Origin of the sequence: Streptomyces sp. NPDC001941 (assembly GCF_040296945.1) — a bacterium.
Classification (GTDB): domain Bacteria; phylum Actinomycetota; class Actinomycetes; order Streptomycetales; family Streptomycetaceae; genus Streptomyces.
Genome location: NZ_JBEOYE010000004.1, coordinates 136,968 through 163,848, shown reverse-complemented (window position 1 = coordinate 163,848; position 26,881 = coordinate 136,968). Strand labels below are relative to the sequence as shown.

Annotated in this window: 21 protein-coding genes; 14 read left to right on the top strand and 7 right to left on the bottom strand. The window is 74.5% G+C overall.

The window, feature by feature from the left end; all coding sequences use genetic code 11:
* Positions 1-174: 174 nt before the first annotated feature.
* Positions 175-1,185 carry a YdcF family protein gene (locus tag ABT160_RS05800; protein WP_351643971.1) on the top strand — a complete coding sequence of 337 codons (1,011 nt, stop codon included), beginning with the start codon at positions 175-177 and terminating at the stop codon, positions 1,183-1,185.
* Positions 1,186-1,223: 38 nt separating this feature from the next.
* Here ABT160_RS05800 and ABT160_RS05795 read toward each other — a convergent pair whose 3' ends face one another.
* Entirely contained in the window at positions 1,224-5,129 is a 3,906-nt protein-coding gene (locus ABT160_RS05795) for a glycoside hydrolase family 38 N-terminal domain-containing protein (RefSeq protein WP_351643969.1), read from the bottom strand.
* 297 nt (positions 5,130-5,426) lie between these two features.
* Here ABT160_RS05795 and ABT160_RS05790 point away from each other — a divergent pair, with 297 nt between their 5' ends.
* Positions 5,427-6,044 (top strand): flavin reductase family protein, encoded by a 618-nt coding sequence (locus ABT160_RS05790; RefSeq protein WP_351643967.1) that lies wholly within the window; start codon positions 5,427-5,429, stop codon positions 6,042-6,044.
* Positions 6,045-6,143: 99 nt separating this feature from the next.
* The gene (locus ABT160_RS05785) at positions 6,144-8,372 is read left to right on the top strand and encodes an FUSC family protein (RefSeq protein WP_351643965.1); all 2,229 of its coding nucleotides are present in this window, start codon (positions 6,144-6,146) and stop codon (positions 8,370-8,372) included.
* A gap of 46 nt (positions 8,373-8,418) precedes the next feature.
* Here ABT160_RS05785 and ABT160_RS05780 read toward each other — a convergent pair whose 3' ends face one another.
* Together ABT160_RS05780 and ABT160_RS05775 are read right to left on the bottom strand one after the other, a co-directional pair.
* The gene (locus tag ABT160_RS05780) at positions 8,419-8,922 is read right to left on the bottom strand and encodes a DinB family protein (protein WP_351643962.1); all 504 of its coding nucleotides are present in this window, start codon (positions 8,920-8,922) and stop codon (positions 8,419-8,421) included.
* Between the two features lie 131 nt (positions 8,923-9,053).
* Positions 9,054-9,689, bottom strand: a complete 636-nt coding sequence (locus ABT160_RS05775) for a TetR/AcrR family transcriptional regulator (protein ID WP_351643959.1) — start codon at positions 9,687-9,689, stop codon at positions 9,054-9,056.
* 176 nt (positions 9,690-9,865) lie between these two features.
* On the opposite strand from ABT160_RS05775, the gene ABT160_RS05770 reads away from it, so the two are divergent.
* The 3 genes from ABT160_RS05770 (at position 9,866) to ABT160_RS05760 (ending at position 13,580) form a co-directional block, all read left to right on the top strand.
* Complete coding sequence (locus ABT160_RS05770) at positions 9,866-10,672, top strand: SDR family NAD(P)-dependent oxidoreductase (RefSeq protein WP_351643957.1); 807 nt, start codon at positions 9,866-9,868, stop codon at positions 10,670-10,672.
* 167 nt (positions 10,673-10,839) lie between these two features.
* Positions 10,840-12,045 carry a DUF5938 domain-containing protein gene (locus tag ABT160_RS05765; RefSeq protein WP_351643954.1) on the top strand — a complete coding sequence of 402 codons (1,206 nt, stop codon included), beginning with the start codon at positions 10,840-10,842 and terminating at the stop codon, positions 12,043-12,045.
* Positions 12,045-13,580, top strand: coding sequence for an AMP-binding protein (locus tag ABT160_RS05760; RefSeq protein WP_351643951.1), 1,536 nt, complete (start codon positions 12,045-12,047; stop codon positions 13,578-13,580). Before ABT160_RS05765 ends, ABT160_RS05760 begins: the two co-directional genes overlap by 1 nt.
* A 132-nt stretch (positions 13,581-13,712) precedes the next feature.
* Here ABT160_RS05760 and ABT160_RS05755 read toward each other — a convergent pair whose 3' ends face one another.
* The 3 genes from ABT160_RS05755 to ABT160_RS05745 form a co-directional block, all read right to left on the bottom strand.
* Complete coding sequence (locus ABT160_RS05755; RefSeq protein WP_351643949.1) at positions 13,713-13,868, bottom strand: hypothetical protein; 156 nt, start codon at positions 13,866-13,868, stop codon at positions 13,713-13,715.
* A 75-nt stretch (positions 13,869-13,943) separates the two neighbouring features.
* Positions 13,944-14,900 carry an LCP family protein gene (locus ABT160_RS05750; RefSeq protein WP_351643946.1) on the bottom strand — a complete coding sequence of 319 codons (957 nt, stop codon included), beginning with the start codon at positions 14,898-14,900 and terminating at the stop codon, positions 13,944-13,946.
* A gap of 44 nt (positions 14,901-14,944) precedes the next feature.
* Complete coding sequence (locus tag ABT160_RS05745; RefSeq protein ID WP_351643944.1) at positions 14,945-16,153, bottom strand: transglycosylase family protein; 1,209 nt, start codon at positions 16,151-16,153, stop codon at positions 14,945-14,947.
* A 705-nt stretch (positions 16,154-16,858) separates the two neighbouring features.
* On the opposite strand from ABT160_RS05745, the gene ABT160_RS05740 reads away from it, so the two are divergent.
* Positions 16,859-17,656, top strand: coding sequence for a response regulator transcription factor (locus tag ABT160_RS05740; protein WP_351643942.1), 798 nt, complete (start codon positions 16,859-16,861; stop codon positions 17,654-17,656).
* Between the two features lie 201 nt (positions 17,657-17,857).
* Here the strand turns inward: ABT160_RS05740 and ABT160_RS05735 are convergent, their stop codons facing one another.
* A complete protein-coding gene (locus ABT160_RS05735; RefSeq protein WP_351644199.1) occupies positions 17,858-18,508 on the bottom strand; it encodes a response regulator transcription factor in 651 nt (216 codons plus the stop codon).
* Between the two features lie 325 nt (positions 18,509-18,833).
* Here ABT160_RS05735 and ABT160_RS05730 point away from each other — a divergent pair, with 325 nt between their 5' ends.
* The 7 genes from ABT160_RS05730 to ABT160_RS05700 all read left to right on the top strand — a co-directional run bounded on the left by ABT160_RS05730 (position 18,834) and on the right by ABT160_RS05700 (position 26,834).
* Positions 18,834-20,057 carry a sensor histidine kinase gene (locus ABT160_RS05730; protein ID WP_351643940.1) on the top strand — a complete coding sequence of 408 codons (1,224 nt, stop codon included), beginning with the start codon at positions 18,834-18,836 and terminating at the stop codon, positions 20,055-20,057.
* Between the two features lie 181 nt (positions 20,058-20,238).
* The gene (locus ABT160_RS05725) at positions 20,239-21,834 is read left to right on the top strand and encodes an FG-GAP repeat domain-containing protein (protein ID WP_351643938.1); all 1,596 of its coding nucleotides are present in this window, start codon (positions 20,239-20,241) and stop codon (positions 21,832-21,834) included.
* A gap of 91 nt (positions 21,835-21,925) precedes the next feature.
* A complete protein-coding gene (locus tag ABT160_RS05720) occupies positions 21,926-22,114 on the top strand; it encodes a hypothetical protein (protein WP_351643935.1) in 189 nt (62 codons plus the stop codon).
* A gap of 225 nt (positions 22,115-22,339) precedes the next feature.
* Complete coding sequence (locus tag ABT160_RS05715) at positions 22,340-22,552, top strand: acyl carrier protein (RefSeq protein ID WP_351643932.1); 213 nt, start codon at positions 22,340-22,342, stop codon at positions 22,550-22,552.
* Positions 22,553-22,567: 15 nt separating this feature from the next.
* Positions 22,568-23,590, top strand: coding sequence for a beta-ketoacyl-ACP synthase III (locus ABT160_RS05710; RefSeq protein WP_351643930.1), 1,023 nt, complete (start codon positions 22,568-22,570; stop codon positions 23,588-23,590).
* Between the two features lie 18 nt (positions 23,591-23,608).
* Positions 23,609-25,048, top strand: a complete 1,440-nt coding sequence (locus ABT160_RS05705) for a GDSL-type esterase/lipase family protein (protein WP_351643927.1) — start codon at positions 23,609-23,611, stop codon at positions 25,046-25,048.
* Between the two features lie 118 nt (positions 25,049-25,166).
* Complete coding sequence (locus ABT160_RS05700; RefSeq protein ID WP_351643925.1) at positions 25,167-26,834, top strand: glycosyltransferase family 2 protein; 1,668 nt, start codon at positions 25,167-25,169, stop codon at positions 26,832-26,834.
* Positions 26,835-26,881: the final 47 nt, after the last annotated feature.

The following is a 26,881-nucleotide window of genomic DNA, read 5'->3' as shown; positions in this document are numbered from 1 at the left end:
TGGGGGCTGTTCCCCACCCTCTTCGCCCGGGCGCGCCCCGGCCCAGGGACGAAGGTCCCCCGGACGGGGGCCACTGGTCCCGAAGGTCAATTCGGCGAGGAGCGCCGGATAAGCGCAGGGATCGGTCGTAGGCCCCCAGTAAGGAACAACCTCCGCGAAACGTACGCTGTCGGCATGTTCTCGTACGGGCTGGCCGCCCTCTTCCTGCTGCTGTTCTGCGCCGGGGTCCGCAAGGACCGCAGACGGTTCAGCAACGCCGTCCTGCTCGGGCTCGTGGTGCTCTTCCTCGTGCCCGCCCTGCTGACCACCCTGGTGCGCTACGACACCCCGCTGGTCCAGGTCCCGGTCATGCTCGCCCTGCTCCTCGCGGGCCTGGGCTTCCTCGTCCTGCCGTGCCTGCTCGTCGCCAACGGCGTCACGATGGTCCGCAAGGAGGGCCGCCGGCTCTCCAACCTGCTCTCGCTGCTCGCGGGCGTCACCATCTTCCTGCTGATCGGCCTGGCCGTGCTCGCCGCGACGCACCACTCCACGGTCCTGGTGGGCCTCTCCGCCACCGCGCTCGCCGTCGCCGCGTACGTCTCCTTCCTCTTCCTCTGCTTCGTCGGCTACGCCTTCCTCTACGGGCGCCAGAAGGTCGCCGGGGACCTGGACTACGTCGTGGTCCTCGGCTCGGGGCTGCTCGGCGGCGACCGCGTCCCGCCCCTGCTGGCCAGTCGGGTCGACAAGGGGCGCGCCGTCTACGAGGCGCAGGCGCGGCGCGGCGGCAGGGCGCCCGTCCTGCTGATGTCCGGCGGCCAGGGCCCCGACGAACTGCTCCCGGAGTCCCACGCGATGGCCGACCACCTCATCGAACGGGGCGTGCCCCCGCAGGACGTCGAGCGCGAGGACCGCTCGCGCACCACGGACGAGAACCTGCGGTTCAGCAGGGAGATCATGGAGCGCGGCACGCCCGGCTACCGCTGCGTGATCGTCACCAACAACTTCCACGCCTTCCGCGCCGCCCTGACCGCCCGCAGGCACGGCGTCAACGGCCAGGTGGTCGGGGCGCCCACCGCCGCCTACTTCTGGCCGAGCGCCACGCTGCGCGAGTTCGCCGCCGTCTTCGTCCAGCACCGCAAGGTCAACCTGACCATCTGCGCGGCCCTGGTGGCGCTCGGCGTGCTGGGCATCCTCGCCAGCCGCTGACCCCCCGCGCGCACCGGGCGCCGGCGACCGGCCACGGCCTACCGGAGCACGTGGACGGCGACCGGCTGCGCGTACCCGACGCGTCCCTCCAGGACGGCCTTGGCCCCGACCCAGTAGGTACCGGGCGGCAGCGTGAGCGGCGCGCGCAGCGCGAGGACGGTCTCGACGGTGCCCAGGGGCGGTACCTCAAGGGCCGTCGCGCGCACGGGCGCGAGCGCGTACGCCCCGTACGGCGTGAGGGTCAACAACTGCCCGCGCAGGGCGCTGCGCAGCGGGTTCGACACGCGCAGCCGCACCGACCCGCGACCGCCCGGACACAGCCGTACGGAACCGGTGAGGGCCTCGACCGACAGCGCCTGCTCGACCGGCGCGCCGTCCGGCCCGGCCACGGCCACGGTCACCCGGTCCTCGGCGGTGCCCTCCGCCGCGCACGAGGCCAGGACCCGCACCAGGTAGTGCCCCGGCGCGGTCCCCGGCGGCACCTCGATCCGCAGGTCGTGCGCGGCGAACCCGTCGGGAGCCAGGTCCACCTGCCGCTCGGGCCGGTCCACCGTCCAGCCGTCCGGAGCGTCCACCCGCACGGACGGCGACCGGGGGGCCGCGCCGGGCCCGGTGCCGGCGCGGACGGTGACCCGGGCGGTCAGGGCCCCGCCGTCGTGCACCAGGCGCCGCGGCGCGACGGTGACGGAGAGGGGCGCGGTGCCGACGGTACGGGTCCGGCAGCGGCCCGCCTCCGACGGCAGGGGCCCGGCCGCCGGGAGCGGTGACCACCGGTGCGGCAGCGGGCCCGGCCCGGGAGGGCTCGCCGCGCAGGAGAGCGGCAGCGCGAACTCCCTTCCCCGGCGCACCAGCTCCGCCGCCCGCCAGTCTCCGTCGCCGCACACCAGCGCGTGCTCGAAGCGGTGCGTCCAGTGCTGGAGCCGGAACGAGGAGCCGTCCGGCGCGGTGCGCCGGGGCGGGTCCGTCCACTCCCCGTCCGGCCGCCCGGCCGAGGACCGCAGCAGCGAGCTGTGCAGCCGCCCGCGCGTGTCCACGGCGAAGCCCGGGGTGCCGCGCACGAGCAGGGCCACCGTCCGGTCCTCGAAGGGCCCGCGCTCCCCGGTCCCGTCGGCCGGCGCCGGGTGGCGCACCCGCAGGACGCCGTGCGCGTCGAGGTCGGCGGCCAGCGCCCGCAGCGCGGCGTCCTCGCCGCCCTCGGGATGGGTCAGCACCGCCACCGGCAGGTCCCGCCCGCCCGTCAGGTCGCACCCGGGCGTCCACGCGGCGCGCAGCGGGACCCGCGCGGGCACCCAGACCAGCGCGTACGGGGACGGTCCGGGACCGGCCTCGACCGCGTCCCGGTACGGACCGTCCGCCGAGGCGAGGACCGCCTCGGTGAACGGGTTGTCCCGCGGGCCGCCCAGGGCGATCCGCAGGTCCGGCGGGCCGCCGTCGTCGGCGTCGGCGGCACCCCAGCGCGGCCCCGCCGCGCGCGTCGGCTCCGCCGTCGCGCCGCGCCGGCCGAGCGCGGTCACCAGGTCGCGCAGCGCCGGGGCGCCGTCGGCGGACGGCCTGCCGTGCCCGGGCAGCCCGGCCGCGGGGAGCACCACCTCCACGGCGCCCACCGCGCGCGTACCGGCCGGGGCGCCGTCGGGACCGGCCAGTTCGGCCCGCAGCACCGACGACAGGCCGAACCAGTTCGGACAGGAGCCTTCCAGGGTCCCGGGCACCGGCTCGTCGCCGGTCCCGGTGCCCGCGTCCGGGAAGGCGAAGCCGCGTCCCATGACCGCGGCGGCCGTCTCGGCCACCGGCAGCGCCCCGGGCACGTCGGCCGGGACGCGCAGCCGCAGCAGCTGGTCGCTCCCGGTGAACTCCTCGACGTCCGTGGTCAGTTCGAGCCGGTCCACGCCGTGCCAGAGCGTCATGGTGGAGCGCCAGCGGACGGTGCCCGCGAGGACGCCGGTCGCCACCAGCCGGGAGCCCAGCGTGCCGTACTCGACGTGCACCGACCCGGCGGGGCAGGCCGCGGTCCCCGTACCGGCGTCCCCGGAGCCCTCGCCCGGGGACGGGAGCGCCCGGTACGCGTCCCGCAGCACCAGCTCGACCGCCTCGCCCCGGGTCAGCAGCTCCCTTCCGGTGCGCAGGTCGGTCACCGACACCAGGCCGCCGCCGCGCTCCGGATCGGCGCGGGCGCGCAGGAACCCGTTGGCGATTTCCGGGCCGCCCTCCGGGTCGGGGTCCGCCTGCCAGCCGCGTAACAGGGGGGTGCCCGAGCCGGTGAGCCACCAGGTGCGGTGGCCGAGCGCGGGGACGTCCTCGGCGAGGAACACGAGCGCGGCGCGCCCGCCGCCGACCGCCTCCACGTGCACCAGGCGCTCCGCGCCGTCGCCGTCGCGCAGCCGCAGCGCGTCCGGATCGGCCCCGTCGAGCGCGACTTCGGTGCGGACCACGTCCGTGCGCGGCCACGGCAGCGGGTTGAACACGGTGAGCGCCAGGCCCTCGCCCCCGGTGTCGATCCGCGCGGTGAGCCGCGCCAGCGCCGCGGCGGTCACCTCGTCCGCGACCTCCTCGGCCTCCCGCCAGGCCGGCAGCAGGTCCAGGTACGCCTGGTCGGAGGAGGCGTCGGTGACGCCGTCGTGGTGCGCGGCGCGCAGGGCCTGCCGCCAGGCGTTGCCGAGCGCGTCGGCGGGGACGCGCGCACCGGTCGCGGCGTGGGCCAGTGGGGCGAACGTCCCGGCGCGCAGGAGTGCCGTCCCGGCCGCCCACCGGGCCCGCGTCATGTCGGTGTACGGGACGTCCCCGCCGCCCTGCGACGGGCCCGGCTCCCGGGTCACCGGCAGCGGCAGCTCCCCGCGCGCGGCCAGCTCGGCGCGCACGGCGGCGAAGTGCTGCGCGGGGACGGCGTGTTCGACCCGGGGCCAGGTGTAGCGGCGCGCCAGGCGGCGCCGGACCCCGGTGCCCCACGCGTACGGCCAGGAGGAGTCCGTGCCCGTCGGGAGCAGGACGTTGCGGGTGGCCGCCGCCGGGCGCAGCAGCTCGTACAGCTCCAGGACCTCCTCGGCGGCGGCGTCGGGGTCGGAGGGCGAGCGCGGGAACCAGCCCGCCGCGTGGTGCAGCAGCAGGCCGTCGCCGCCGGGGCCGATCCACTCGTACTCGGCGGGCAGCCGCGCCGCGGACGGCGGGCGCGCGAGGGCGCCCGGGACGTCCGTCACGGGACCCCACGGGTGGTGCGGGCCGCGCACCAGCACCGCCGAGTCCAGGCCGCGGCGCGCCATCAGGTCGGGGAAGGACGGGTCGTGCCCGGATCCGTCGGGTTGCCAGGCGGTATGGGTGCGGGCGCCCAGGACGCCCTCGGGAAGGGCGAGTCCGTGCCGGACGCCGCGCACGGTGCTCTCGGCCGAGGGCCCGTCGGACGCCGCGCAAGGGCCGGCGACGATCTCCAGGCGGCCCTCGCCGATCAGCCGACGCACTTCCTCGCGGTGTTCGGGGTGGGCGTCCGGGAAGTGCTCGACGCAGTCCGCCCCCGAGAGCGCGAAGCGGTACTCCGGATCGTCACGGGCCGCCCGGAGGTGCGGCAGCAACCCCGTCGGGCCGTGCGGGACGCAGGGCACCAGGCGCAGCGTCCAGCCGGGTTCGGCGACCGTCATCTCCGCCTCCAGGCGGGCCAGTTCGAGGCCGTCGGGAGCGGTCGCGTACGCGGTGACGGGCAGCCGCGTCCCGGGCGCGGGCGCCCCCGTGAGCCGTACCGACACCTCCACGCGGTCCTCCGTGGGGCACGGCTCCCCGGCCTCCCGCAGCACTGGGGCGTGCGGGGTGGTGACACCCGGGCCCTCGACCCGTACGAGCAGCGGACCGGCCGCCCGGGTGCGGCGCACCGTGACCCGTAGGACCTGTTCGGGCGCGGAGGCGGGGCCGGTGAAGAGGGCGGGCGAAGCGAGGGTGGTGAGGTGGACGCCGGTGTCCATGGGCACTCTCCTCGACGCGGTCGTGCGCGTCACGGTCGGACGTGGGGGGACTGGGCGGTGCGGTGGGGGCCTGCGGTACAAGGATCTTGCGAGCGGGGTGCGGCCGTCGACACGCCGTACCCAAGGTTTGCCGGAATCTCGCCACGGCACGGGATCCCGCCACGGCACGGGAGCGCGCCGCGGCGAGCACGCCGGGCGGACGCCGCGGGCGGCCCGCCGGTGGCGCGTGTCGTGACAGCGCGCCGAGTCTCCCAGGCGGCCGCGGACCCGCGGCCGTCGCGGGCGATACTCGTCGGCATGCGCACTGAACTGGACCCGGCCCTGCTCGACGGCCCCGCCGTGTACCGCCTGCTGACGTCGACCGTGGTGCCCCGGCCCATCGCCTGGGTGTCGACGACCTCCGCCGACGGGGTGGACAACCTGGCGCCGCACTCGTTCTTCACGGTGTCCTCGGTGGCGCCGCCGATCGTGCAGTTCACCTCGGTCGGCCGCAAGGACACCCTGCGCAACGTCGAGGCCACCGGCCAGTTCGTGGTCAACCTGGCGCCGGAGCCGCTGATCGACGAGGTCAACCGGACGGCCACCGACTTCCCGCCCGGCACGAGCGAGTTCGACGCCGTGGGCGTGGCGCGCGAGGAGAGCGCCCGGGTGCGGCCGCCGCGCGTGGCCGGTTCCCCCGCGGTCCTGGAGTGCGCACTGCACAGCACCCTGCCGCTGGGCGACTCCACGCTGGTCCTGGGCCGCGTCGTCCACTTCGCCGTGGACGCGGCCGTCCTGGTGGACGGCCATCCCGAGGTCACGCGGCTGCGCCCGCTGGCCCGGCTGGGCGGGGACGAGTGGAGCACGCTCGGCGGGGTACGCGACCTGCGCCGCATCCGCTACAGCGAGTACGGCGAGCACGCCACCGGAGACTGAGCGGCACGGGACGCCCGCCCCGCCCGAACGCCCAAAGGACGACAAAGCTATATTTGGGCGGGTACCGGCGTCTAGAGAACGAGAGCGGGGCACCCCCTCATGCGCGGCCGACAGTCCCTGTCCGCCGGATGGAGGCGCTTCGCCGCCAGCGACCCCGGACTCCTGCGGCTGCTGGCCGGCCTGCGCACCGTGGCCGCGATCGCGCTCGCCCTGGTCGTGCTCGCCCTCGCGGGGGTCCAGCCCACCGTCCTCGTCGCGGGCGCCATGGCCGCGATGGTGGCCTCCTTCGCCGTCACCGAACCCCTGCCGCGCCAGCACGCGGTCACCCTCGCCCTCGGGCTGCCGACCGCGTGCGCGGCCGTCACGGCGGGCACCCTGCTCGCCCCGCACCGGATCCTCGCGGACGTCGTCTTCGTGGGCGTCATCTTCGCGGCCGTCTACGGGCGCAGGTACGGGCGCCGGGCCACCTCGCTGGGCCTCATCGGCTTCCAGATGTTCTTCGTCGCCCAGTTCATCCAGGCCACCGCGCAGCTGCTGCCGACGCTGTACGCGGTCCTGTGCACGGCCTTCGGCTGCGCGGCGCTCGCCCGGTTCGGGCTGGTGCGCAGCACCCCCGACGGGATCCTGCGCCGCCTGCTGCACGCCTACCGCACTCGCCTGCTCGACCTGGTCCGCGCCTCGCGCGACGCGGCAGCCGAAGAGGCCCGGGCCCCCGCGGGCGCACCGGCCCCGGAGCTCGCCGACGCCCTGCGCAAGCGGGTCGACCGCCTGCACGCGTGCGCGCTCACCCTCCAGAACCGGATCCCCGACGCGCTCCCCGAGTCCGAGGCCGGGGCGCTGAGCAGGCGCGTCGCCGAGGCGGACGTCGCCGCGCAGCGCCTGGCCGCACTGCTGCTCGTGCTCCCGGAGCGCATCGCCCAGGGCGGGGAGCCCACCCAGGGCGCCCGGGAGGCCCGCGCCGGTGCCGCGCGGGAACTCGTCGCCGCCCTGGACACCCTGGCGTCGCTCATCGGGGCCTCGCGAGAGGGCGGGCCCGAGCGGTTCGGCGACGGTGACCTGAAGGGCCTGGAGGACGTGCTCGCCCTGCGGGACGAGGAGCCGCGCGCGGGGCTGCCGCCCGCGCTCGGCGAGACCCTGCGCGCGGCGGGCGAACTGGCGGGCGCCGCGTTCGCCGTGCGGATCGCCTCCGGCACGGACGCCGAGGGCGCCACCGGTGACGCCACCGAGCGCGTGCGGGAGGAGCTGTCGGTCGAGGACCTCTCCCTGGAAGCCGGATCCGAAGGGCGCGAGGACGGCGCCGGGGACCAGGAGCGCGGGCTGCGCAGGCCCACCACCCGGGCCGCCTGCCAGGTCGCCATCGGCTCCGCCCTGGCCATCGCGGGCGGCGAGCTGATCTCCGAACAGCGCTGGTACTGGGCCGTCCTCACCTGCTGGGTGGTCTTCCTCAACACCTCCTCCACCGGCGAGATCCTGGTCAAGGGCGGCCGGCGCCTCGCGGGCACCCTGGTCGGCGTGGTCTTCGGGCTCGGCCTCACCGCCCTGGTCACCGGGCACGTCGGGCTCGTGCTCGCCCTGGTGCTGCTGTGCGTGTTCGCGATGTTCTACGTGGCGCCGGTCTCGTACACCCTGATGTCGTTCTTCGTGACGACCATGCTCGGCCTGCTCTACACCCTGCTGCACACCTACACGACGTCGGTGATGCTGGTCCGTATCGAGGAGACCGCGCTGGGCGCCGCCTGCGGCCTGGTCGCCGCCCTGGTGGTGCTGCCCGTCAGCACCCGGGACCGCACCGACGCGGAACTCGCCGCGACCCTCGACGAGCTGCGCGCCACGCTGGCCGCCTGCGTCGACGGGCGCGGCGACCCCGACGCGGTGGCCGCGCGCGCCCTCGCCCTGGACACCGCGCTGGACGCCCTGCACCGTTCGACCGTGCCGCTGACCCACCCGGCGACGCCGCTGCGCGAGCGCCGCGGCACCACCGCCTACGCGCTCGGCCTGGTCGACAGCTGCGCCTACCACGTACGGGTGCTGGCCTCCTGGGCCCAACAGCGCGGCCCCGAGCGGCCCTTCGACCCGGCGCTGGAGTCGGCCGCCGCGCGCGTGGGCGCCAACCTGCTGGCGCTCTCCCTTGCGCTGCGCCCCGCCGCACCGGACGAGGAGGCGGCGCCGCGGACCCTGGAGGCCCCGGCGGAGCGGCTGCCCGCGCCCGAACTGGCCCGCAGCGTCGGCGCCCGCCGCCATCTGCACCGTCTGGACGAGCGGGTGCTCGGCCTGGGGGAGCCACTGGGCGTCGCCCGGCACGAGCGCGCGCCCGCGCCGGGCGCCTGAGCCCCGTTCCCGGCGGGGCGGGATCCACGTCTGACGGGCCGGGGGACTACTCGCCCACCGTCCCGTCGAGCGCCTCGCGCAGCAGGTCCGCGTGCCCGTTGTGCCGGGCGTACTCCTCGATCATGTGCGTCAGTACGTACCGCAGGGAGAGGGTCTCGCCCCGGAACTCCACGGTGTCGTCGAGGGACGCGAAGCCGTCGGCGACCTTCCGGGACCCGGCGCAGGCCTCGTGCCAGCGCGCGAACGCCTCCTCGACGTCGGCGTCCTGGACCAGGAAGTCGGCGCGCACGCCGTCCACGGCGGGCCACAGCGGGGTGATCGGCTCCCCGGCGAGGGCGAGGCGGAACCAGGACCGCTCCACCTCGGCCGCGTGCCGGACCAGTCCGAGCAGGGTGAGCGCGGAGGTGGGCACGGCCCGCGCCCTGAGCTGTTCGGCGTCCAGGCCCTGGCACTTCATGGCCAGGGTGGCGCGCTGGTAGTCGAGGAAGGTGGTGAGCGACGCGCGGTCGCCGGCCACCTTGGAGGGATGGGTGCGCTGGTCGTCATGCATCCGGTGATCATGACAAGGCGCGGGCCCGTCGGCCAGGCGGTTCCGCCTTTCGGACGGGTGCGCGCGAGCTTTCGGACGGGGTGCGCGTGAGCCTTTCGGACGGGGTGCGCGCGGGGGAGCCCCGCCGTCCGTCAGCCGCCTCCCGGCACCGTGAGCCCCAGCACGGTCGCCGCGTCCTTCGCGAGCCGGTCCACGGCCCCGGCGTCCCCGGCCAGGTGGTGCAGCAACTGCTGCTGGAACAGCCCGTCCAGCATCGCGTACGCCGCCGCGGGCGACGGGGCCGCCTCCGCGCCCGAGAGCTCCGCGTACCGGCTGACGATCCGCCAGATCATGTCCTGGAGCGTCGCGTCGATCTCCAGGACGTCCGCGCGGAACGACTCCTCGAACAGGGCCTGCGAGCGCAGGTCGTACCAGAGCCGGTGCAGGGCCGCGTCCTCGGCCAGCGTCCTGGCGAGCCCGGCGGCGAACCCCGCGCGCAGCTCCGCCGCCGTGCCGCTGTCGGTCACGATCCGGTCGTAGCGGCGCACGCAGTCCGCCTTGTACTGCCGTACGCAGTAGGTGATCAGGTCGACCTTGTCGCGGAAGTAGTAGTGCAGCACGCCGTGCGAGAACGCCGAGTTCTGGGCGATCTCCCGCAGGCTGGTGCGCGCGTAGCCCAGCTCGGAGAGCGTCCGCAGCGCCGCGCCCGCGAGCTCGCGGCGGCGTTCCTCGAACTTGTCGGCCTGGCGGCGCGCGATGCGCTCGCCCTGTCGGTCGGCCGTGGTCATCGAGCCGCTTCCCCCTCCGTACGTGCCGCACCTCCGGGGTCGCAGCGTAGCGGAGAGAGGCGTCTTGACAACTGTCCAAGAAAACTTGGGCGATTGTCCAACAATATCTTGACGCTCGTCCAAACCCGGTCCTACGTTGTGCCGCGCATCACTTCCGACGCGAAGGGACCGGCACCATGGGGACGTTCGATCTGGAGGGCAAGCGCGTACTCGTCACCGGGGGAGCGCGCGGACTGGGCGCGGGGATGGCCCGGGCGATGGCGGCGGCGGGGGCGTCCGTGATGCTCGGCGACGTCCTGAAGGACACCGTGGAGCAGACCGCCGCCGACCTCGCGGCGGCCACCGGGGCGCGGGTCGCCGCCACGGCGATGGACGTGACCCGCGATGGGGACTGGGAGGCCGCCGTCGCGCGGGTCGTCGCCGAGTTCGGCGGCCTGGACGTGGTCGTCAACAACGCCGGGATCGAGGTCACGCAACTCCTCGTCGACACGGACGCGGACGAGGTGCGCGGGATGCTCGACGTGAACGTCGTCGGCACCATGCTCGGCCTCAAGCACGGCATGCGCGCCATGCGGCCGGGCGGGGCGGCGGGACGCGGCGGCGCGATCGTCAACGTGTCGTCCGTGGCCGCGACCATCGCCTTCCCCGGCATCGCCGGGTACTCCGCCACCAAGTCCGCCGTCGACCGGCTCACCCGGGTCGCCGCCGCCGAGTCGGGCCGCCTCGGCTACGGCGTGCGCGTCAACTGCGTCCACCCCGGCCTGGTCGCCACCGAGATGGGCACCAAGCTGGCCGTCGAGACCGCCCAGCTCGGCCTGTTCGAGGGACCGGAGGCCGCCGTCGAGGCGGTGGTGGCGCTCACCCCCTCGGGGCGCCTCGGCGAGGTCGCCGACATGGCCGACGCCGTGGTCTTCCTGGCCTCGGACGCCTCCCGGTTCGTCAACGGGGCGGGGCTGTCCGTCGACGGCGGCATGGGCATGTGACGACGGCGATGACGGAGGACACCCGCGTGACCGACGGCCGACGGGACGACAGCGGCCGACCGGACGGCACAGGCCGTTCGGACGATAGCGGCCCACGGGACGACAGCGGCCCGCACGACGACAGCAGCCCACGAAACGACAGCAGCCGACGAAACGAGAGCGCCGACGTGACCGAGAACGAGCAGACCGCCCACTCACCCGCCCCCGCCACCTCCTCCACCACCTCCTCCGGCCCGGGGAAGACCGCCCCCGCCGCCAAGCGGCCGGTCGTCGTCTACGGCGCCTCGGGCTACACCGGGCGCCTGATCTGCGAGTACCTGCGCGAGTACCGCGTCCCCTTCATCGCGGCGGGCCGCGACGGCAAGAAGGTCCAGGACGTCGTCGACAAGATCCCCGGCATCGAGACGGCCGACTACGAGGTCGTCGAGGTGTCCCACGACGTCGACTCCCTCACCGAACTGTTCAGCGGCGCCAAGGTGGTGTGCTCCACGGTCGGCCCGTTCATCAAGTACGGACCCGACACCGTCGAGGCCGCGCTGCGCGCCGGCTGCCACTTCCTGGACACCACCGGGGAACAGGACTGGACGCTGCTGGCGCGCGAGGAGTACGGGCGGCGCTTCGCCGACGCGGGGCTGCTGCTCTCGCCCGGCATCGCGCAGATGTACACCACCGGCGAGATCGCCGCGAACATCGCCCTGGAGACCGGCCCCGGCCTGGACACCCTCGACATGCTGGTGCTCTGGAAGGGCTTCCCCACCTACGCCTCCACGCAGACCATCTTCACGATCCTGAAGGCCGACTGGTACCACCTGGTCGACAACGAGTACGTCGCCTGGGACCACCAGGCCACCCGCGAGTGCGTCGTCCCCGGCCAGCACGGCACCGCGCTGACCGTGCCGTGGGGCGGCACCCTGCACCCCGTCTGGTTCAAGGACGACCCGCGCGTGGCCACCTGCACCGTCACCGGCGGGGTCATGGACCGGGCGGTCATGGACGGCGTCATCGCCACCACCGCGATGTTCGAGGAGCGGATCCGCCCGCTGGACCCCGAGGCCCAGGAGGCGGCGCTCTCCGAGATCGCGGACGGGCTCCAGGCGGACATGCCGCCCCGAGAGAACCCCCGTACCAACACCTCCATCGACTCCGTGTACGCCTCCGGCCCGCTCGGCCGCGTCCACGTGGCCCTGCACGGCAACTCCAACTACAAGCAGACCGGCCTGCTCCAGGCCTACTGCGCGTACTCGCTGCTCCAGCAGCCGCCCCGGCGCGCCGGGTTCGCCTCCGCCTGCCAGGCCTTCGGGCACCGCGAACTCCTGGGCGTGCTCAAGAACTTCGGCCTGGTGATGGACCCGATCGTGACGGCGCACACGTGATGTCGCCCGTCGAGTACCTCGACAAGGGCGCCTCGCTCGGACCCGACGCGGTGTGCCTCACCGGGCCGGGGCGCACCATGACGTACGCCGAGGTCCAGGCGCACGCCGACGCGGTCGCGGCGGCGCTGGCACGCTCCGGCGTGGAGCCCGGCGACGCGGTCGCGATCCTCTCCCACAACGACGTCGCCGCGTTCGCGACGGTGTTCGGCATCTCCCGGCGCGGCGCCGTGTGGTGCCCGGTCAACCCGCGCAACACGGCGGGTGAGACACGGCAGTTGCTCGACCTCTTCGACTGCCGCTGCCTGGTCTACCACCCCGCGTACGCCGACCAGGTCGCGGAGATGGCCCCCCACCTGCCGGAGGTGACCACCTATGTGTGCCTGGACGACACCCGGGGGACCCCGGAGGGGCACGTGTCCCTGGAGCGCTGGACCGCCGACGGGCCGGACGCCGGGGCGGCGCGGCCCTCGCCGGACGGTCTGGCGATGCTGGTGGGCACGGGCGGGACGACCGGGGTGCCCAAGGGGGTGATGCTCACCGCGGCGAACCTGGAGGCGATGACCGCGCTGACCCTGATGGGCTATCCGTTCCGGGGGCGGCCCAGCTACCTCGCGCTGACCCCCCTCACCCACGCGGCGGGCGTGCTGTGCTTCCCGGTCCTCGCCCTCGGCGGCCGGATCGTGGTCATGGGCACTCCCGACGTGGGGGAGTTCCTGCGGCTGATCGAGAGCGAGCGGGTCACCCACACCTTCCTGCCGCCCACCGTCGTCTACGGGCTGCTCGACCACGAGCGGGCCGCCACGACGGACTACTCCTCGCTCCAGTGCTTCTGGTACGGCGCGGCGCCGATGTCCCCGACCCGGCTCGAGGAGGCCATCCGGCTGATGGGGCCGGTGCTGGGCCAGCTCTTCGGGCAGACCGAGGCGCCCATGATGATCGCGTCGATGCACCCGCGCGATCACGTGGACGAGGACGGCAAGGTGCTCACCCGCAGGCTCTCGGCGGCGGGCCGCCCGGGCCCGCTGGTCACCGTGGCCGTCATGGACGAGGAGGGCCGCACGCTGGCCGCCGGGGAGCGCGGCGAGATCGTGGTGCGCGGCTCGCTGGTGATGGCCGGGTACTACAAGGACCCGGCGGCCACCGCCGAGGCGTCGCGGTTCGGCTGGCACCACACCGGCGACATCGGCTTCCTGGACGACGAGGGGTTCCTGCACGTCGTCGACCGGGCCAAGGACATGATCATCACCGGTGGCTTCAACGTCTACTCCGCCGAGGTCGAACAGGCCCTGATGGAACACCCCGCCGTCGCCGACTGCGCGGTGGTGGGCCTGCCCGACGACAAGTGGGGCGAGCGCGTGACGGCCGTGCTCCAGCTGCGTCCCGGCGCCTCGCTGGAGACGTCCGAGGCGGTCGCCTTCGCCAAGCGGCGCATCGGCTCGGTGAAGGCGCCCAAGCAGGTGGAGGTCTGGGCCGACCTGCCGCGCTCCAAGGTCGGCAAGGTGCTCAAGAGCGAGGTCAAGCGGCGCCTGGCCTGAGCGGACGCGACGGCCGCACCGCATCGTGGCCGTCGCGTCCCGCGGGCGTGCCGCGTCGTGCCCCCGCGCTCGTACGGACCCGCACCGGGCCGGTACGCGGCGCGGGGCACGAAGCGTGCGTACGCGTCCGGGTCAGCCCGTCGGCTCCTCCGGGGTCCTCGTGGTCTCGGCCTCCGCGTCCGAGGCCTCCTCATCGGGGTCCGCCTGCTGGTCCGGCAGGTCGCGCGGGACGGGCTCCGGTTCCGGGGCCCCACAGCTGCCGGGCCCTTCCGGCCTGCGATCGTTCACGTCGGGTCCTTCCTGTGCTCGCGGCTCCTCGTGCCGTGGCCAGGTACCTCGGGATCGCGGTCCGACACACCCCGTTCAGCTCCCCTTCAGGCGCTGCCACAGTTCCGCGCTCTTCGCGGAGTCCGGCACCAGGCGGTCGGGGTTGGGCACGTACGGGACGACGGGCAGCGTCACCGTCGTCAGCTTGCCCGGGTCGATGTGCTGCATGCTCCGCGCGAACGCCAGGAGCGAGCCCAGCGAGGCCAGTTCGGAGTCCGTCGTCAGCGACTTCGTCAGCGCCGAGGCGAGCCGGTACAGCTTCACCGGCTGGGTGAGCAGCCGCTGGCGGTCCAGCTCCGCGAGCAGCGCGCGCACGACGCGCTGCTGGTTCGCGATCCGCCCCAGGTCGCCGCCGTCGCCCACGCCGTGGCGGGCACGTACCAGGGCCAGTGCCCGGTCACCGTCGAGCCGGTGCCGTCCCGCCGCCAGGGCCAGCCCGGTCCCCGGGTCCTCGACGCCCTCGTCCAGCTCCACGTTCACGCCGCCGAGCGCGTCCACGAAGGAGCGGAAGCCCGCGAAGTCCACCACGGCGAAGTGGTCCACCCGCATCCCCGACAGCGCCTCCACGGCCCGCACCGCGCACGCGGCGCCGCCCTGCGCGTAGACGGAGTTGAACATCACCTGCCGGGCCGCCGCCAGCCGTTTGCCGCGGTCGTCCGTACAGGCGGGACGGTCCACGAGCGTGTCGCGCGGGATGCTCACCGAAGTGGCCCGGTCGCGTCCCTCGGGCAGGTGCACCAGCATCGCCACGTCGGAGCGCGCGCCGCCGTCCGCCTCGCCCCCCGCTCCCGCGACCGCGCCGTTCTCACCCGCCCGGGAGTCGGAACCGAGGACGAGGACCGTGCGCGCTCCGGTGGCCAGCGGGCTCGGGCGCGGCTCGTCCCGGAGCGAGGCGAGCTCGACCGCGCGCAGGTTGCCGTCCAGGTGGTGGTAGGCCCACCCGCCGCCGCCCAGCGTCACCGCGGCGAGCGCGAGCGCCACCGACAGGGCCACGCGCCGCCGTCGGCTCCGCTGCCTGCCGTGCCTGCCCCGGGCCATCAGATGGCCAGGCCCTTGCCGCCGAGGTAGGCGTGGGGATCGGTGTCGGAGCCGTAGGAGTTGGCGGTACGGATCTCGAAGTGCAGGTGCGGACCGGTGGAGTTGCCGGTGTTGCCCGAGAGCCCGATCTGCTGGCCGGCCCCGACCTGCTGCCCCGTCGCGACCGCCACGGAGCTGAGGTGCGCGTACAACGCGTAGTGCCCGTCGGGCAGTTGCAGTACGACGGCGTTCCCGTACGCGCCGTCCCACCCGGCCGAGACGACCGTGGCGTCGGTCACCGCCTGGAGGGGGGTCCCCTCGGGCACGGCGAAGTCGGTGCCGGTGTGGTAGCCCTTCGCCCAGCTCCCGGCCTGGCCGTAGGAGGCGGTGAGCGCACCGCCCTCGACGGGTCGGTGCCAGTCGCCGTACTGTCCGCCGTCCTGTTCCGGGAGGCCGGGGGAGTCGGGGGAGACGGGAGGTACGGGGGCGCCGTCGGGAGTACCGGCAGTGTCCGGCTCGTCCGGCTGAGGCTCCGTCAGTTGGGTTTCCCCGCCGTGCTGTTCACCGGAGGAGAAGTCGAGTTCCTGACCGGGCACGATCACGTGCGGGTCCGCTCCGATGGTCGCCCGGTTGTCCTCGTACAGCTGCTCCCAGCTGGTGCCCACCCACGCGGCGATCTTCCCGAGCGTGTCGCCCTGGCGCACCACGTACGAACCGTCGAGGCCGCCGTCCCGCACCGGATCGGCCTGCTGCTCGGCCTGCCGCGCGCCGCCGTCCGACCAGGTCTCCGGCTCCGCGGAGGACCCGGTGTCCGGCTCCGTGTACTGCTCCGGTGCGCCGAACTCCGGTGCCTCCCCGCCCCTCGCGAGGCCGGCCTGCGCCCCGCAGGTGGGCCAGGCGCCCGGGCCCTGCATCTCCAGGAGGCGCTCGGCCGTGGCGATCTGCTGCTCCTTCGTCGCCAGGTGCGCGCTCGACGCGTACTGCGTGCCGCCCGCCGCGGCCCAGCTGGAGGCGGAGAACTGCAGGCCGCCGTAGTAGCCGTTGCCGGTGTTGACGGACCAGTTGCCCGTGCTCTCGCACTGGGCGACCTTGTCCCAGGTCGAGACCGGCGCGGCCGATGCGGTCGGGGCCGCCAGCCAGGCCAGGGCCGGGGCGGCGAACGAGCCGATGCCCAGCGACACGGCGCGGGACTTGTTCGTGGAGGGGCGGGGCTTGCGGTGGGTACCCATGGGGATTCTTTCGTGCGAGCGGTGGCCCGGTGCGGGCCCGGGGGAAGCCGGCCTGCGCGTGACGCGGCGGAGTGGTTCTTCGGGGCCGCGCGTCGACGGCGGAGTCGGCCGACGTCTTCGAGACTGGGGGCCGGGGCGGGCGCGGGGCAGGCGCGAAGGTTGACGGCCGCGTCCTCGAACGGCTACTCGTCGTCGCCGGGTGGCTGCGCCGCCCCGCCACCACGGGGTGCGGCGACTTCCGGCGCCGCGCGGCCCGCCGAAAGTCGTCAACCAACGGCGTGCCCCGTCACCCAACGCACGCGGTGGAGCGGCGGACGCGTCCGTAGCGTCGTCGGTGGAGCACGGGTGCCCCGTCGGGGTGCGAGCGGCCCGTGCCCGCCGTGCGTCGGGGACCCGTCTCGGGGCGGGTCCCCGACGCGTACGAGGACGCTCGGCGGCGGCGGGCGGACGGTCCCGTCGCCGAAGGTTGACCGATGTTCGACCTTCGGACCTTCTGAATGGATCGATTCAGTGGCGATCCTGGTGTCGTCCGGGAGCAACCCTTCCGGTCACCCCGGGGCCGAGGCGCCCGCCAGGGGGCACGACGATCCGTGTCCTCGCAGGCCTCTCCCCAGCAGCGGCAGCACCACGCACCCACGACGGGCGCGTGCCGTACTGCCCTCGAATCCGTTCCGCGCCCAGTTTCGACCAGACCAGAGAGCCGGTATGAGTTTCGTACGCTCCGCCCCGTCGTCCCACGACGTCCTCGACGCCCCCGACCTCGGCGTCCCCGCGGCCTCCTCGGGCCCCGCCCCCGGCGGCTGGCCGCCGCCCGTCCCCGCCGCCGCGCCCGCGGCCACCCGCGTCCTGGTCGTCGACGACCAGCCCCTGATCCGGTCGGGACTGCGGTCCGTGATCGACGCGGCCCCCGGCCTCACCGTGGTGGGCGAGGCCTGCGACGGCGCCGAGGCGGTGAGCGCCGCCCGCGAGACCGCCGCCGACGTGGTCCTGATGGACCTGAACATGCCGAAGGTCAACGGCGTCGAGGCCACGCTCCAGGTCCTGCGCTTCGGCAGGCCCCCGAAGGTACTGGTCCTCACCACCCTGCACGCCGACGACATCGTCGTCGAGGCGCTGGAGGCCGGGGCCTCGGGCTTCCTGGACAAGGACGTCCGCGGCGAGGAGCTGGTGGCGGCCGTGCACACCGTCACGGCCGGTGGCACCTGCATGTCGCGCGGCGTCATGTCACGCCTGGTGGAGCGGGCCGGCCGCCGCAAGCCCGCGGCGGAGCCGGGACAGGCGCAGCGGATCGGCTCCCTGTCGTCCAGTGAGCGCGCGGTGCTCGGCCTGATCGGCTCCGGGCTCACCAACCAGCAGATCGCCACCCAGCTGCACCTCTCGGTGGCCAGCGTGAAGACCTACGTCTCGCGGATGCTCACCACGCTGCGCCTGGAGAACCGCACCCAGGCGGCGATCCTCGCCTACGAGGCGGGCCTGCTCGGGGAGGCCGCCACGGCCGCGTAGGCGCCACCGGCACCGGCGGCCGGGTACCTCGGAGGGCCGGTGCCCCCGAGGCCGGCCCCCGAGGCCGGCCCCCGAGGCCGGCCCGTGTGACCGGCCCGTGTGACCGGCACCGGTGACCGGCCCTGGCGACCGGCATCCGTGGGGCGGGGCCCGACCGCGGCCCCGCCCCCGTCCCCGTACTCCCTGGTCCGCCGAGCCGGGTCAGCCGTCGAGCAGCCCCGACTCGTACGCCAGGATCGCCGCCTGCGTGCGGTTGTCCAGGCCGAGCCGGGCCAGCAGCCGTGACACGTACGTCTTCACGCTGGTCACGGAGAGGTGCAGCTCGTCCGCGATCTGCTGGTTGGTGAGGCCCCGGCCCAGCAGCCGCAGCACCTCGCCCTCGCTCGACGTCAGCGACGAGAGGCGGCGGTCCGCTCCCTCCGCCACCGCGCCCCGGTGGCCGCGCGCCTTGGTGACCAGCCCGCCCATCACCTCGGGCGAGAGCGCGGTGCCGCCCGCGGCGACGGTGCGGATGGCGGCCGTGAGCTCGCGCGTCAGGGAGTCCTTGAGCAGGAAGCCCGAGGCACCCGCGTCGAGCGCCTCCAGGACGTGGTCGTCGCTGCTCAGCGTGGTCAGCACCAGCACCTTCGGCGGGCGCTCGCCGCGCATGATCTGCTTCGTCGCGTCCACGCCGCCGACCTTCGGCATGTTCAGGTCCATCAGGACCACGTCGGGCGCGAGCGTACGGGCCGCGCTGACCGCCTCCGCGCCGTCCCCGGCCTGTCCCACCACGACCAGGTCGCCCTCGGCGTCGATCACGGCCCGCAGCCCGGACCGGATCAGCTCCTGGTCGTCGGCGATCAGCACCGTGATCCCCGGCGGCGGCGCGGACGCTCCGCCCGACCGCGTGTCGTGCGCGTGCTGCACGGGTGACTCCTCGTGGCGATGGCCTGCTCGGGGCGTTGTCCTCGCTGCGGGTCCGCAGCCGGCTGTCAACTTTCGGCGCACCGGATCAACTTTCTCCGTACGGAGTCCGGCGGCGGACACCCAGTATGGTGCCGGAAAAGGACATTCCGCGCGCAACGGTCGCGCGCCGTCCCGCGAGCCCCCGGGCTCCGCACCGGACGGCGCCCGCGCCGGGCGCACACGTCCCGGCCGGCAGCGTCGCCGACCGACGGAGATTGGTGTTCAGGGAACAGTGACCGGAACGAACGCTGACTGTCCGCAGGCCGCGCTGCCCGGAGTCCCGGGGCGGGCGCTGGAACGGCTCCTCTCCGTCCTCACCGGCGAGAGCGGTCCCGACAAGCCGGGGGAGGCGCGCCGCGTCGACATCCTCCTGGCCCTCCTCTGCGCCCTGCTGTCCACCGTGCTGCTGCCCGTCACGCACACCACCGGGGTGATCACCGACTACCTGCCCAGCCTCATCGCGGCCTGGGCCGCCTCCGCCACCCTGCTGTGGCGCCGCACGCTCGCCTGGCTCCCCGTCGTCGCCGAGATCGGCTACAGCCTCGTCTCCGACGACCGCGTGCTGATGATGTTCGCCGCGTTCGCCGTCACCGCCTACGGCCGCCGCTACCGCTGGCTCGGCGTCGTCGCGATCCTGCTCTCGTACCACGTCACCCGCAACCTCCTGGAGCTCGGCGGCGGCCTCGAAGCGCGCCCCCCGGAGAGCTACCTCTTCGCCTCCGCCGTCCTGCCCGCGTTGTACGGCGAGACGGTGCGCCGCTACCGCGCGGTCGTCCGGGTCGTGCGGGAGCGCGCCAGCCAGGCGGAGGCCGCGGTCCAGCAGGCCGCCGACCTCGCGGTCGTCGAGGAGCGCACCCGGATCGCCCAGCACGCCCACGACGTCCTCGGCCACCAGCTGACCGTCCTGGTCCTCCAGTCGGCCGCGCTGCGCACCGAGGTCCGCGACGACCCGGCGCTGATGGAGCGCGCGGGGGTCATCGAGGACACCGCCCGGGGCGCCATGGCGGACGTGCGGTCGGTCCTGAACACCCTGAAGTCGCCGCGCGAACGGATCCCGCCGCGCGACGTGGGCCGCTTCCTCACCGGGGTCGCCCGCAACATGAAGGCCGCCGGCATGGAGGTCCGCGCGAGCGCCCCCGCCGAACTGCCGCCGCTCTCCGAGGCCGCTGTCGAACTGCTGCTGCGCGCGGCCCGCGAGGGCCTGACCAACGCGGCCAAGCACGCCCCCGGGGCCGAGGTGACGCTGACGCTGGGCGTCGACGGGGACCTGGTCACGCTGGACATCGAGAACTCCCGCCAGCAGGGCCCCCGCATGGTCCTGGACTCCGGGGGGATGGGCCTGTCCGGCCTGTCCGCGGCCTTCGAGCGGGACCCCCGGGCCCGCTTCGAGGCCCGCCCCACCGCGGCGGGCGGCTTCCGCATCACCGCCGTGGTCCCGGTCGACCTGGCGGGGTGAGGCGGGGGGCCCTCCGTCAGGAAGGGCCGGAAGGGGTCGGGAAGTGACGGGAGCGGTCGACTTTGGTCGCCGTACTCGTCATCGCTCGGCGCTACGGGGAGCGGGGCCCCGCGCCAAGGATGGAAGGCACCAGGACTCCGCGGGAGTCCGGTGTGACCACTCCAGCAGAACGAGGTATTCCGTGCCTTCCCGATCCACCGCCCCCGGCCGCACCCACCGCGCGCTGCGCACCTCCGTCATAGCCGTCGCCGTCTCGGCGGCGGCGGCGACCGGCACGGTCCCGGCCGTGGCCGCCGAAGGGCCCGCGCCCGAACCGACGTTGAGCGTGCCGGCTGCCCCCGGGGCCACGCCCGGCGACGGCGCCGGGACCGCCGGCCCCGCCGGAACCGACGCTCCCGCCGGGACCGAGGGCTCCGCTGACGCCGGCAAGCAGGTGGGGGAGGAGGACTTCACCATCGACTCGTACCAGTCCACCGGGCGCGATTTCCGCATCTACCTCAGCATCAGCGACCCCGGCAGGAAGACGCCACCGCTCTGGGTCGGGACCACGGACGACGGATGGCAGCAGGTCCGCGCCTCCACCCACAGCGGCGGCCGGTCCTCCTACATGGTGGGCAGGGCCGACCTCGACGTCCGCGGCGGCACCGTGAAGGTGAGCCTGTCCGCCGACGGCGCCGACCCTGCGGAGGTGGCCCTGATGGACGTCCCGAAGGCCGTCATCACCGGCCCCGACGCGCGGACGGGCAGCGCCTTCACCGTCACCGGCCGCTTCGGCGGGGACAAGTGGCCGCCCCACAACACCGCGCTCGAAGTGTCCGTCGCCGGACAGCAGAAGACCGTCACCGTCCCGGGCACCTCGGAGTGGAGCGTCGACTTCGAGGACGTGCCCGAGGGCCGTCACCAGATCACGGTGCGCGTACTCGCCGGGCCGCTGCCGCCCTCGGAGGAGACCCGCGAGGTCACGGTGGAGCAGGCCGACGAGGACGTACCGGTGGACGCGGGCGACGTGGCGGAGCCGGTGCTCGCGGACTTCACCGGTACGGGCAAGGCGGACCTGGTCGCACGCAACGACGAGGACGGCAAGCTGTACCGGTTCCCGGGCAAGGGCGACGGGACCTTCGCAACCGGCGAGGTCGTGTTCGAGGAGTGGGGTTACGAGCAGACCAGCGCGGGTGACTTCGACGGGGACGGGATCGCCGACCTGGTGGCCACGGACGGGGGCAGCGCGTGGATCTGGCGGGGCAACGGCGACGGCACGTTCCAGGAGCGTACGGAACTGACCAAGTGGCCGGCGAAGTACGCGCAGACGACGGCCGGTGACTTCGACGGCGACGGCGTGGCGGACATCGTGGCCCTGGACACGACGTCGGACACCGCCTACCTGTGGCGGGGCACGAAGGACTCCGGGCCGGGGAAGCCGGTGTTCTCCGCGCCGCGGAAGCTGACCGCGTGGAAGGGCTACACGCAGACGACGGGCGGTGACGCCGACGGTGACGGGATCACCGACGTGATGGCGGTGACGCCGTCGCAGGAGCTGCGGGTGTGGATCTCGGACGGGAACGTGAACGGGAATCCGTTCAAGGCGCCGGTGCGGGTGATGTCGTTCGCCGGTTTCAGCAACCTGACCACGGGTGACTTCAGCGGGAACAAGGTCGCCGACGTCCTCGCGATCGACACGAACACGAACGAGGTCAAGACCTTCACGTCCTCCGGAAAGCCGGGCAGCGGGATGCTCGGCGCGCCCCGGACCGTCGAGCTGACGGTTCCGGCGCCGTAGCCGCGGCCGGAGCGGGGGTGCGTGCGGCCACGGCGGCCGAGCACCTCCGCTCCGTACATCCCTTCCCCTCCGAGCCAGTTGGTGACCCCTCGTGTTCAACTCCCCCCGTCTTTCCCTGGTGCTCCGGTTCCTCGCCTTCCTCGTCCTCGCGAGCCTGGCGACCTGGGGGCTCAGCAGCTTCCTCGGCATGCTGATCGGCGACCTCCTCGGCGGCCTCTTCGTCGTCTGGGTGGAGAGCGGCTCGCAGGCGGGGAGCGCGCACTCCGCCGTGCTGCCGTGACGTCCGAAGACGCCACTCCCTCCGCCGTCCTCCTTCTTCACCCACGACTCATCCATCGATGACCCGGTGTGGCCTTTCGGCGGTGAACCCGGGGCCCCTCACCCGGACAGACTGGAAAAGAGGCCGGGGAAACCGGCCCGCACGACCACCGGGCGTCATGCCCGACCACCCCCCCCCAATTCACCACGGGAGAAACACATGCCTTCGCTCAGGCAGGAAGATCTCATGGGAATCCTCAACGACAAGTTCCCGCACGTCCGCGACCGCCACCTCGACGTCACCCACACCTTCGACGACCTCGACATGGACTCCCTCGCCCTGATGGAGCTGTCCATGGAACTGGAGGACCGCTACGGCGTCGAGCTCGACGTGAGCGACCTCAAGGCCCACCACTCGCTCGACGACGCCGTGCGCATCGTCAGCGGGCTCCTGGTCTGAGACGGGAAGCGCACCATGACCAGTCACGCCGCCGTCCTCTGCGGGGTCGGAGGACACCTTCCCCCGGACGTCGTCACCAACGACGCGCTCCCGGCCGCCCTGGGCGTCTCGGACGCCTGGGTCCGCACCCGTACCGGCATCACCCGGCGCCACGCGGCCGCGCCCGGCACGACCACCAGCGACCTCGCGGCCGTCGCGCTGCGACGGGCCCTGGAGTCCGCGGGCGACGACCGGGTGGACGCGCTCATCGTCGCCACCACCACCCCCGACCGGCGGATGCCCGGGACCGCCCCGGTCGTCGCCGCCAAACTGGGGCTCCCGCACATCCCCGCCCACGACGTCAGTGCCGTGTGCACCGGATTCGTCTACGCGCTCGGCTCGGCGGTGGCGGCCGTCGTCGCCGGTCACGCGCGGCGCGTCGCGGTGGTCGGCGCCGAGACCCTGACCACCGTCGTCGACCCGGGCGACCGCAACACCACGGTGCTCTTCGGCGACGGCGCCGGGGCCGTCGTCGTCCGCGCGGGTGACCCCGAAGAGCCGGGCGCCGTCAAGGAGTTGGAGCTCGGCAGCGACGGCACGCTCCACGACCTCGTCACCATACGGACCGGCGGCAGCGAGCGTCCCCTCGCGGCCGGTCCCGGCGACCCGGACGCGTTCGTACGGATGGACGGCAGCCGGGTCTTCACCCAGGCGGTCCGCCGCATGGTCGAGGCGTCCGAGCGGGTCCTCGCCCGCACCGGCTGGAGCGCGCACGACGTCGACCGGCTCGTCCCGCACCAGGCCAACGTACGCATCATGAACGCGGTCGCCGAACGGCTCGGCATCCCCGCCGAGCGCACCGTGGTCCACGTCGACCGGGCCGCCAACACCAGCGCCGCGTCCATCCCGCTGGCCCTCGCCGACGGACTGCACCGGGGCGCGCTCGAAGCCGGGCAGCGGCTCCTCGTGCCCGCCTTCGGCGGCGGCCTCACCTGGGGCGCCGTGACGCTCACCTGCCCCGACGTCACCGCCGCGGCTCCGGCCGCCGTACGCCACTGAGCCAGGGAGCACGCCCGCATGCGTACCGTCTTCATCGGCGGCAACTCGACCGCCGCCCACCGGAAGAAGGCGACGAGGACCCTCTCCGGCTGGGGCACCCAGCTCCCCGAGCTGCTGGCCGGGAAGCTGCCCGACGGGCAGCCGCCGAGGGTCAGGAACCTCGCCAAGGACGCCAACTCCGTCCACGTCTTCCTGCGCAACCAACTGCCCGGCCTGCTCCAGGAATCCAGGCCCGGCGACCTCGTCCTGCTCGCCTTCGGCGCCAACGAGCGTGACTACGACCGGCCCGACCTCGCCCTGACCGACGCCGAGTTCACCGCGTACCACGAGATCGTCCTCGACCACCTGCGGGCCGCCGGGTGCGTCCCCGTCCTGCTCACCGGATCCGTACGGCACACCTTCGACCGGCACGGGCGGCTGCTCCCCGGCTTCCGCACCGGACACGCCTCCGCGCTGCTGCGCACCCTCGCCCAGCGGCACGGAGTGGCGCTCGTCGACGTCGAGCGCGCCAGCGGTGAGCTGCTCGCCCGCTGCACGCCCGACCAGGCCCGCGGCTACTACCGCTGGATGGACCCGGGCGACCAGAAGGAGGCGCCCGCCGGGGTGGTCGACAGCGTGCACTTCAACGAGCAGGGCGCCAGGCTCATCGCCCACTGCGTCGCCCGCGGCCTGCGCGACCTGCACCTGCTCGAGCCCTCCGTGTTCCGGATCCCGTCCGCGCCGCCCGCGCCGATGAAGCTGAGCCGCTCCACGTCCTGGTACCAGCGGCGCTGGCCGCACGTCGCGCGGCTGCCCGAGCGGCTGGACGCCCCGGTGGTCACCGGTCCCGACCCGGAGCGCGACGCGTACCCCTTCCCCTGCCTGGAGGGCCAGGCGCCGCCCGACGCGCGGTGGATCGTCTTCCGCGAGGGCGACCGCGTGATCGGCGGCACCCGGGTCTCCCCGGACGGCACCTGGCGGTGGCGGCGCACCGTCTCCTGGGGCACCGGGCCGCAGGAGGTCGTGCTCACCGCGATCGGCCGCTGGGCGCGCTCGGCGCCGGTGGCCCACCGCTTCAGGACGGCCGAGGCCGTCGCCCCGCCGATCGTCACCGCGCCCGCGCCCGGCTCGCTGTGCGGGCCGCGCCCGGTGTTCGAGGGGACGGCCGACCGCGGGGTCACCGCCGTCGTCGCCGTGTGCGACGGCCGCTGGCTTGGCCGCGTCCCGGTGGAGGCGGACGGCGGCTGGCGGTGCCGCCTGCCGCACGACTGGACGACCGGCCCGCACACCGTCGAGTTCATCGCCGTGCGCAACCGCCAGCCCGCCTCCGACGTGCGGGTGGACTTCACCGTCGTCGGCAAGCCGGCCGGACACTGGCTCGACCGGCCCTCACCCGACTGGGAGCCCTGCGGCTCCGGCGGGGAGTGCGCACACATCCCGCGCGTCCGGCCGCAGGGGATCGACCCCGGCCGCGAATGACCGCGCCGCGCCTTCCATAAGCCTTCCCCAGGCACTCCCCAGGCCTTCCGCAGGCCCTCCGCAGGCCTTCCGCAGCCCTTCCGTAGACACAACTCCCCCTTCGCACCAAGGAATCCGCGTGTCCCTCCTCCTTCCGAGCCGTGCCCAGGCCCCGACGGCGACGGCCCCGATCCCCACCCCCGTCCCGGACGAGCCGGCCCGGGCCGGCGGCCCCGTCGCCCCCCTCGTGAGCGTGCTGATCCCGGCCTACAACGCGGGCGCCTACTTGGTGCCCTGCCTGGAGTCCCTGTTCGCCCAGTCGCTCGACGCCGAGCGCATCGAGATCGTCGCCGTCGACGACGCGTCGACGGACGGCACGGCGGAGGTGCTCGACCGGTACGCCGCCCGCCACCCCCGCATGCGGGTCGTCCACCGCGCCGTCAACTCCGGTGGCGCGTCGGCCCCTTCGAACGACGCGCTGGAGCGGGCGCGCGGCACGTACGTCATGTTCGTCGGCGCCGACGACTACCTGGGGCGCGAGGCCCTGGAACGGCTGGTCGCCATGGCCGAGGCCAACGACTCCGACGTGGTGCTGGGCAAACTGGTCGGCCACGGACGCTCCGTACCCGGGATCTTCAAGCGGAACGTCGCGTCCACCGACGTCTTCTCCTCGGACGTCTACTCCTCCCTGCGCGTCACGTCGCTCTTCCGCCGCGACATGGTGGAGCGCGAGGCGCTGCGCTTCCCCACCGAGTTCCACTACGGCGAGGACTCCTTCTTCGCCGCCGGTGCCTACCTCGCCGCCCGCCGCATCTCGGTCCTCTCCGACTACGACTGCTACCACGCGGTCCGCAGGGACGACGGCGGGAACATCACCACCCGGCTGCGCCGCCCCTTCCCCATGGTGGCCGCCATCCTCGCGTACTCGGCGGAGCGCGTACCGCCGGGGGAGCGGCGCGACCAGCTGCACGCCCGTCACTTCCGGGTGGAGTTCTGGAACGCCACCGCGAGCCGCCGCGCCCACTGGCTCGCCGGGGGCGCCGCCACCGACCCGGTCGCCCGGCAGGCCCGCGAGGTTGTCGCCAAGTGGTACACGGCAGGCATCGGCCGCCGGCTGTCCCGGGCCAAGCGGGTGTACGTCGAACTGATCGCGCGCGGCCAGTTCGTCAAGGCCGCCGAGCAGGCCGAGTTCATCGCGTCTGGGGCGAAGGCGCCCCAAGTCATCGAGGAGGGAAGGGTGTTCGAGGCGCAGCCGCACTTCCGCGACCCCGAGGCCGCGCTGGCGGACGACTTCTTCGACGCCACCGACGACGTGAAGCTCACCTTCACGCTGCGGCGGATGGAGTGGCGCGAGGGCGTGTGCACGTTCGCCGGCACGGCCCGGGCGAGCGGCGTCGACCCGGACCCGATGCGCGCCGCGCTGGTCCTGCGCCACCGGGGTACGGGGGAGGAGTTCCTGCTCGACTGCCGTACTCCCGCCGTCCCGCCGGGCACCGGCCCCCGGCGCGCGGGCGACGGGGACCGGCAGGTCACGGCCGAGGTCGACTTCACGCGCGTCGTCGACGGGGGCCCGCTGCCCTCCGGGGTCTGGGACGTCTTCTTGCGCCTCGGTGCCCCGGGCCTCGAACTCACCACCCGCGTCGGACGGCGCCGTGGCGGCGCGGTCGACACCATGGCGCGCCGCCCGGTCGCCCTGGGGGTGGAGCACGTGGAGGGACGGGCGAGGGAGGTCACCGCCGTGCCGTACTTCACCGACCCGCACGAGAACGTCAGCGTGGACGTCTTCCGGCGCCTCCCCGCCGACTGACCCCGCGCGCTCCCACGCGAAGTCCCCTCACCCCCAGATCACCCCGA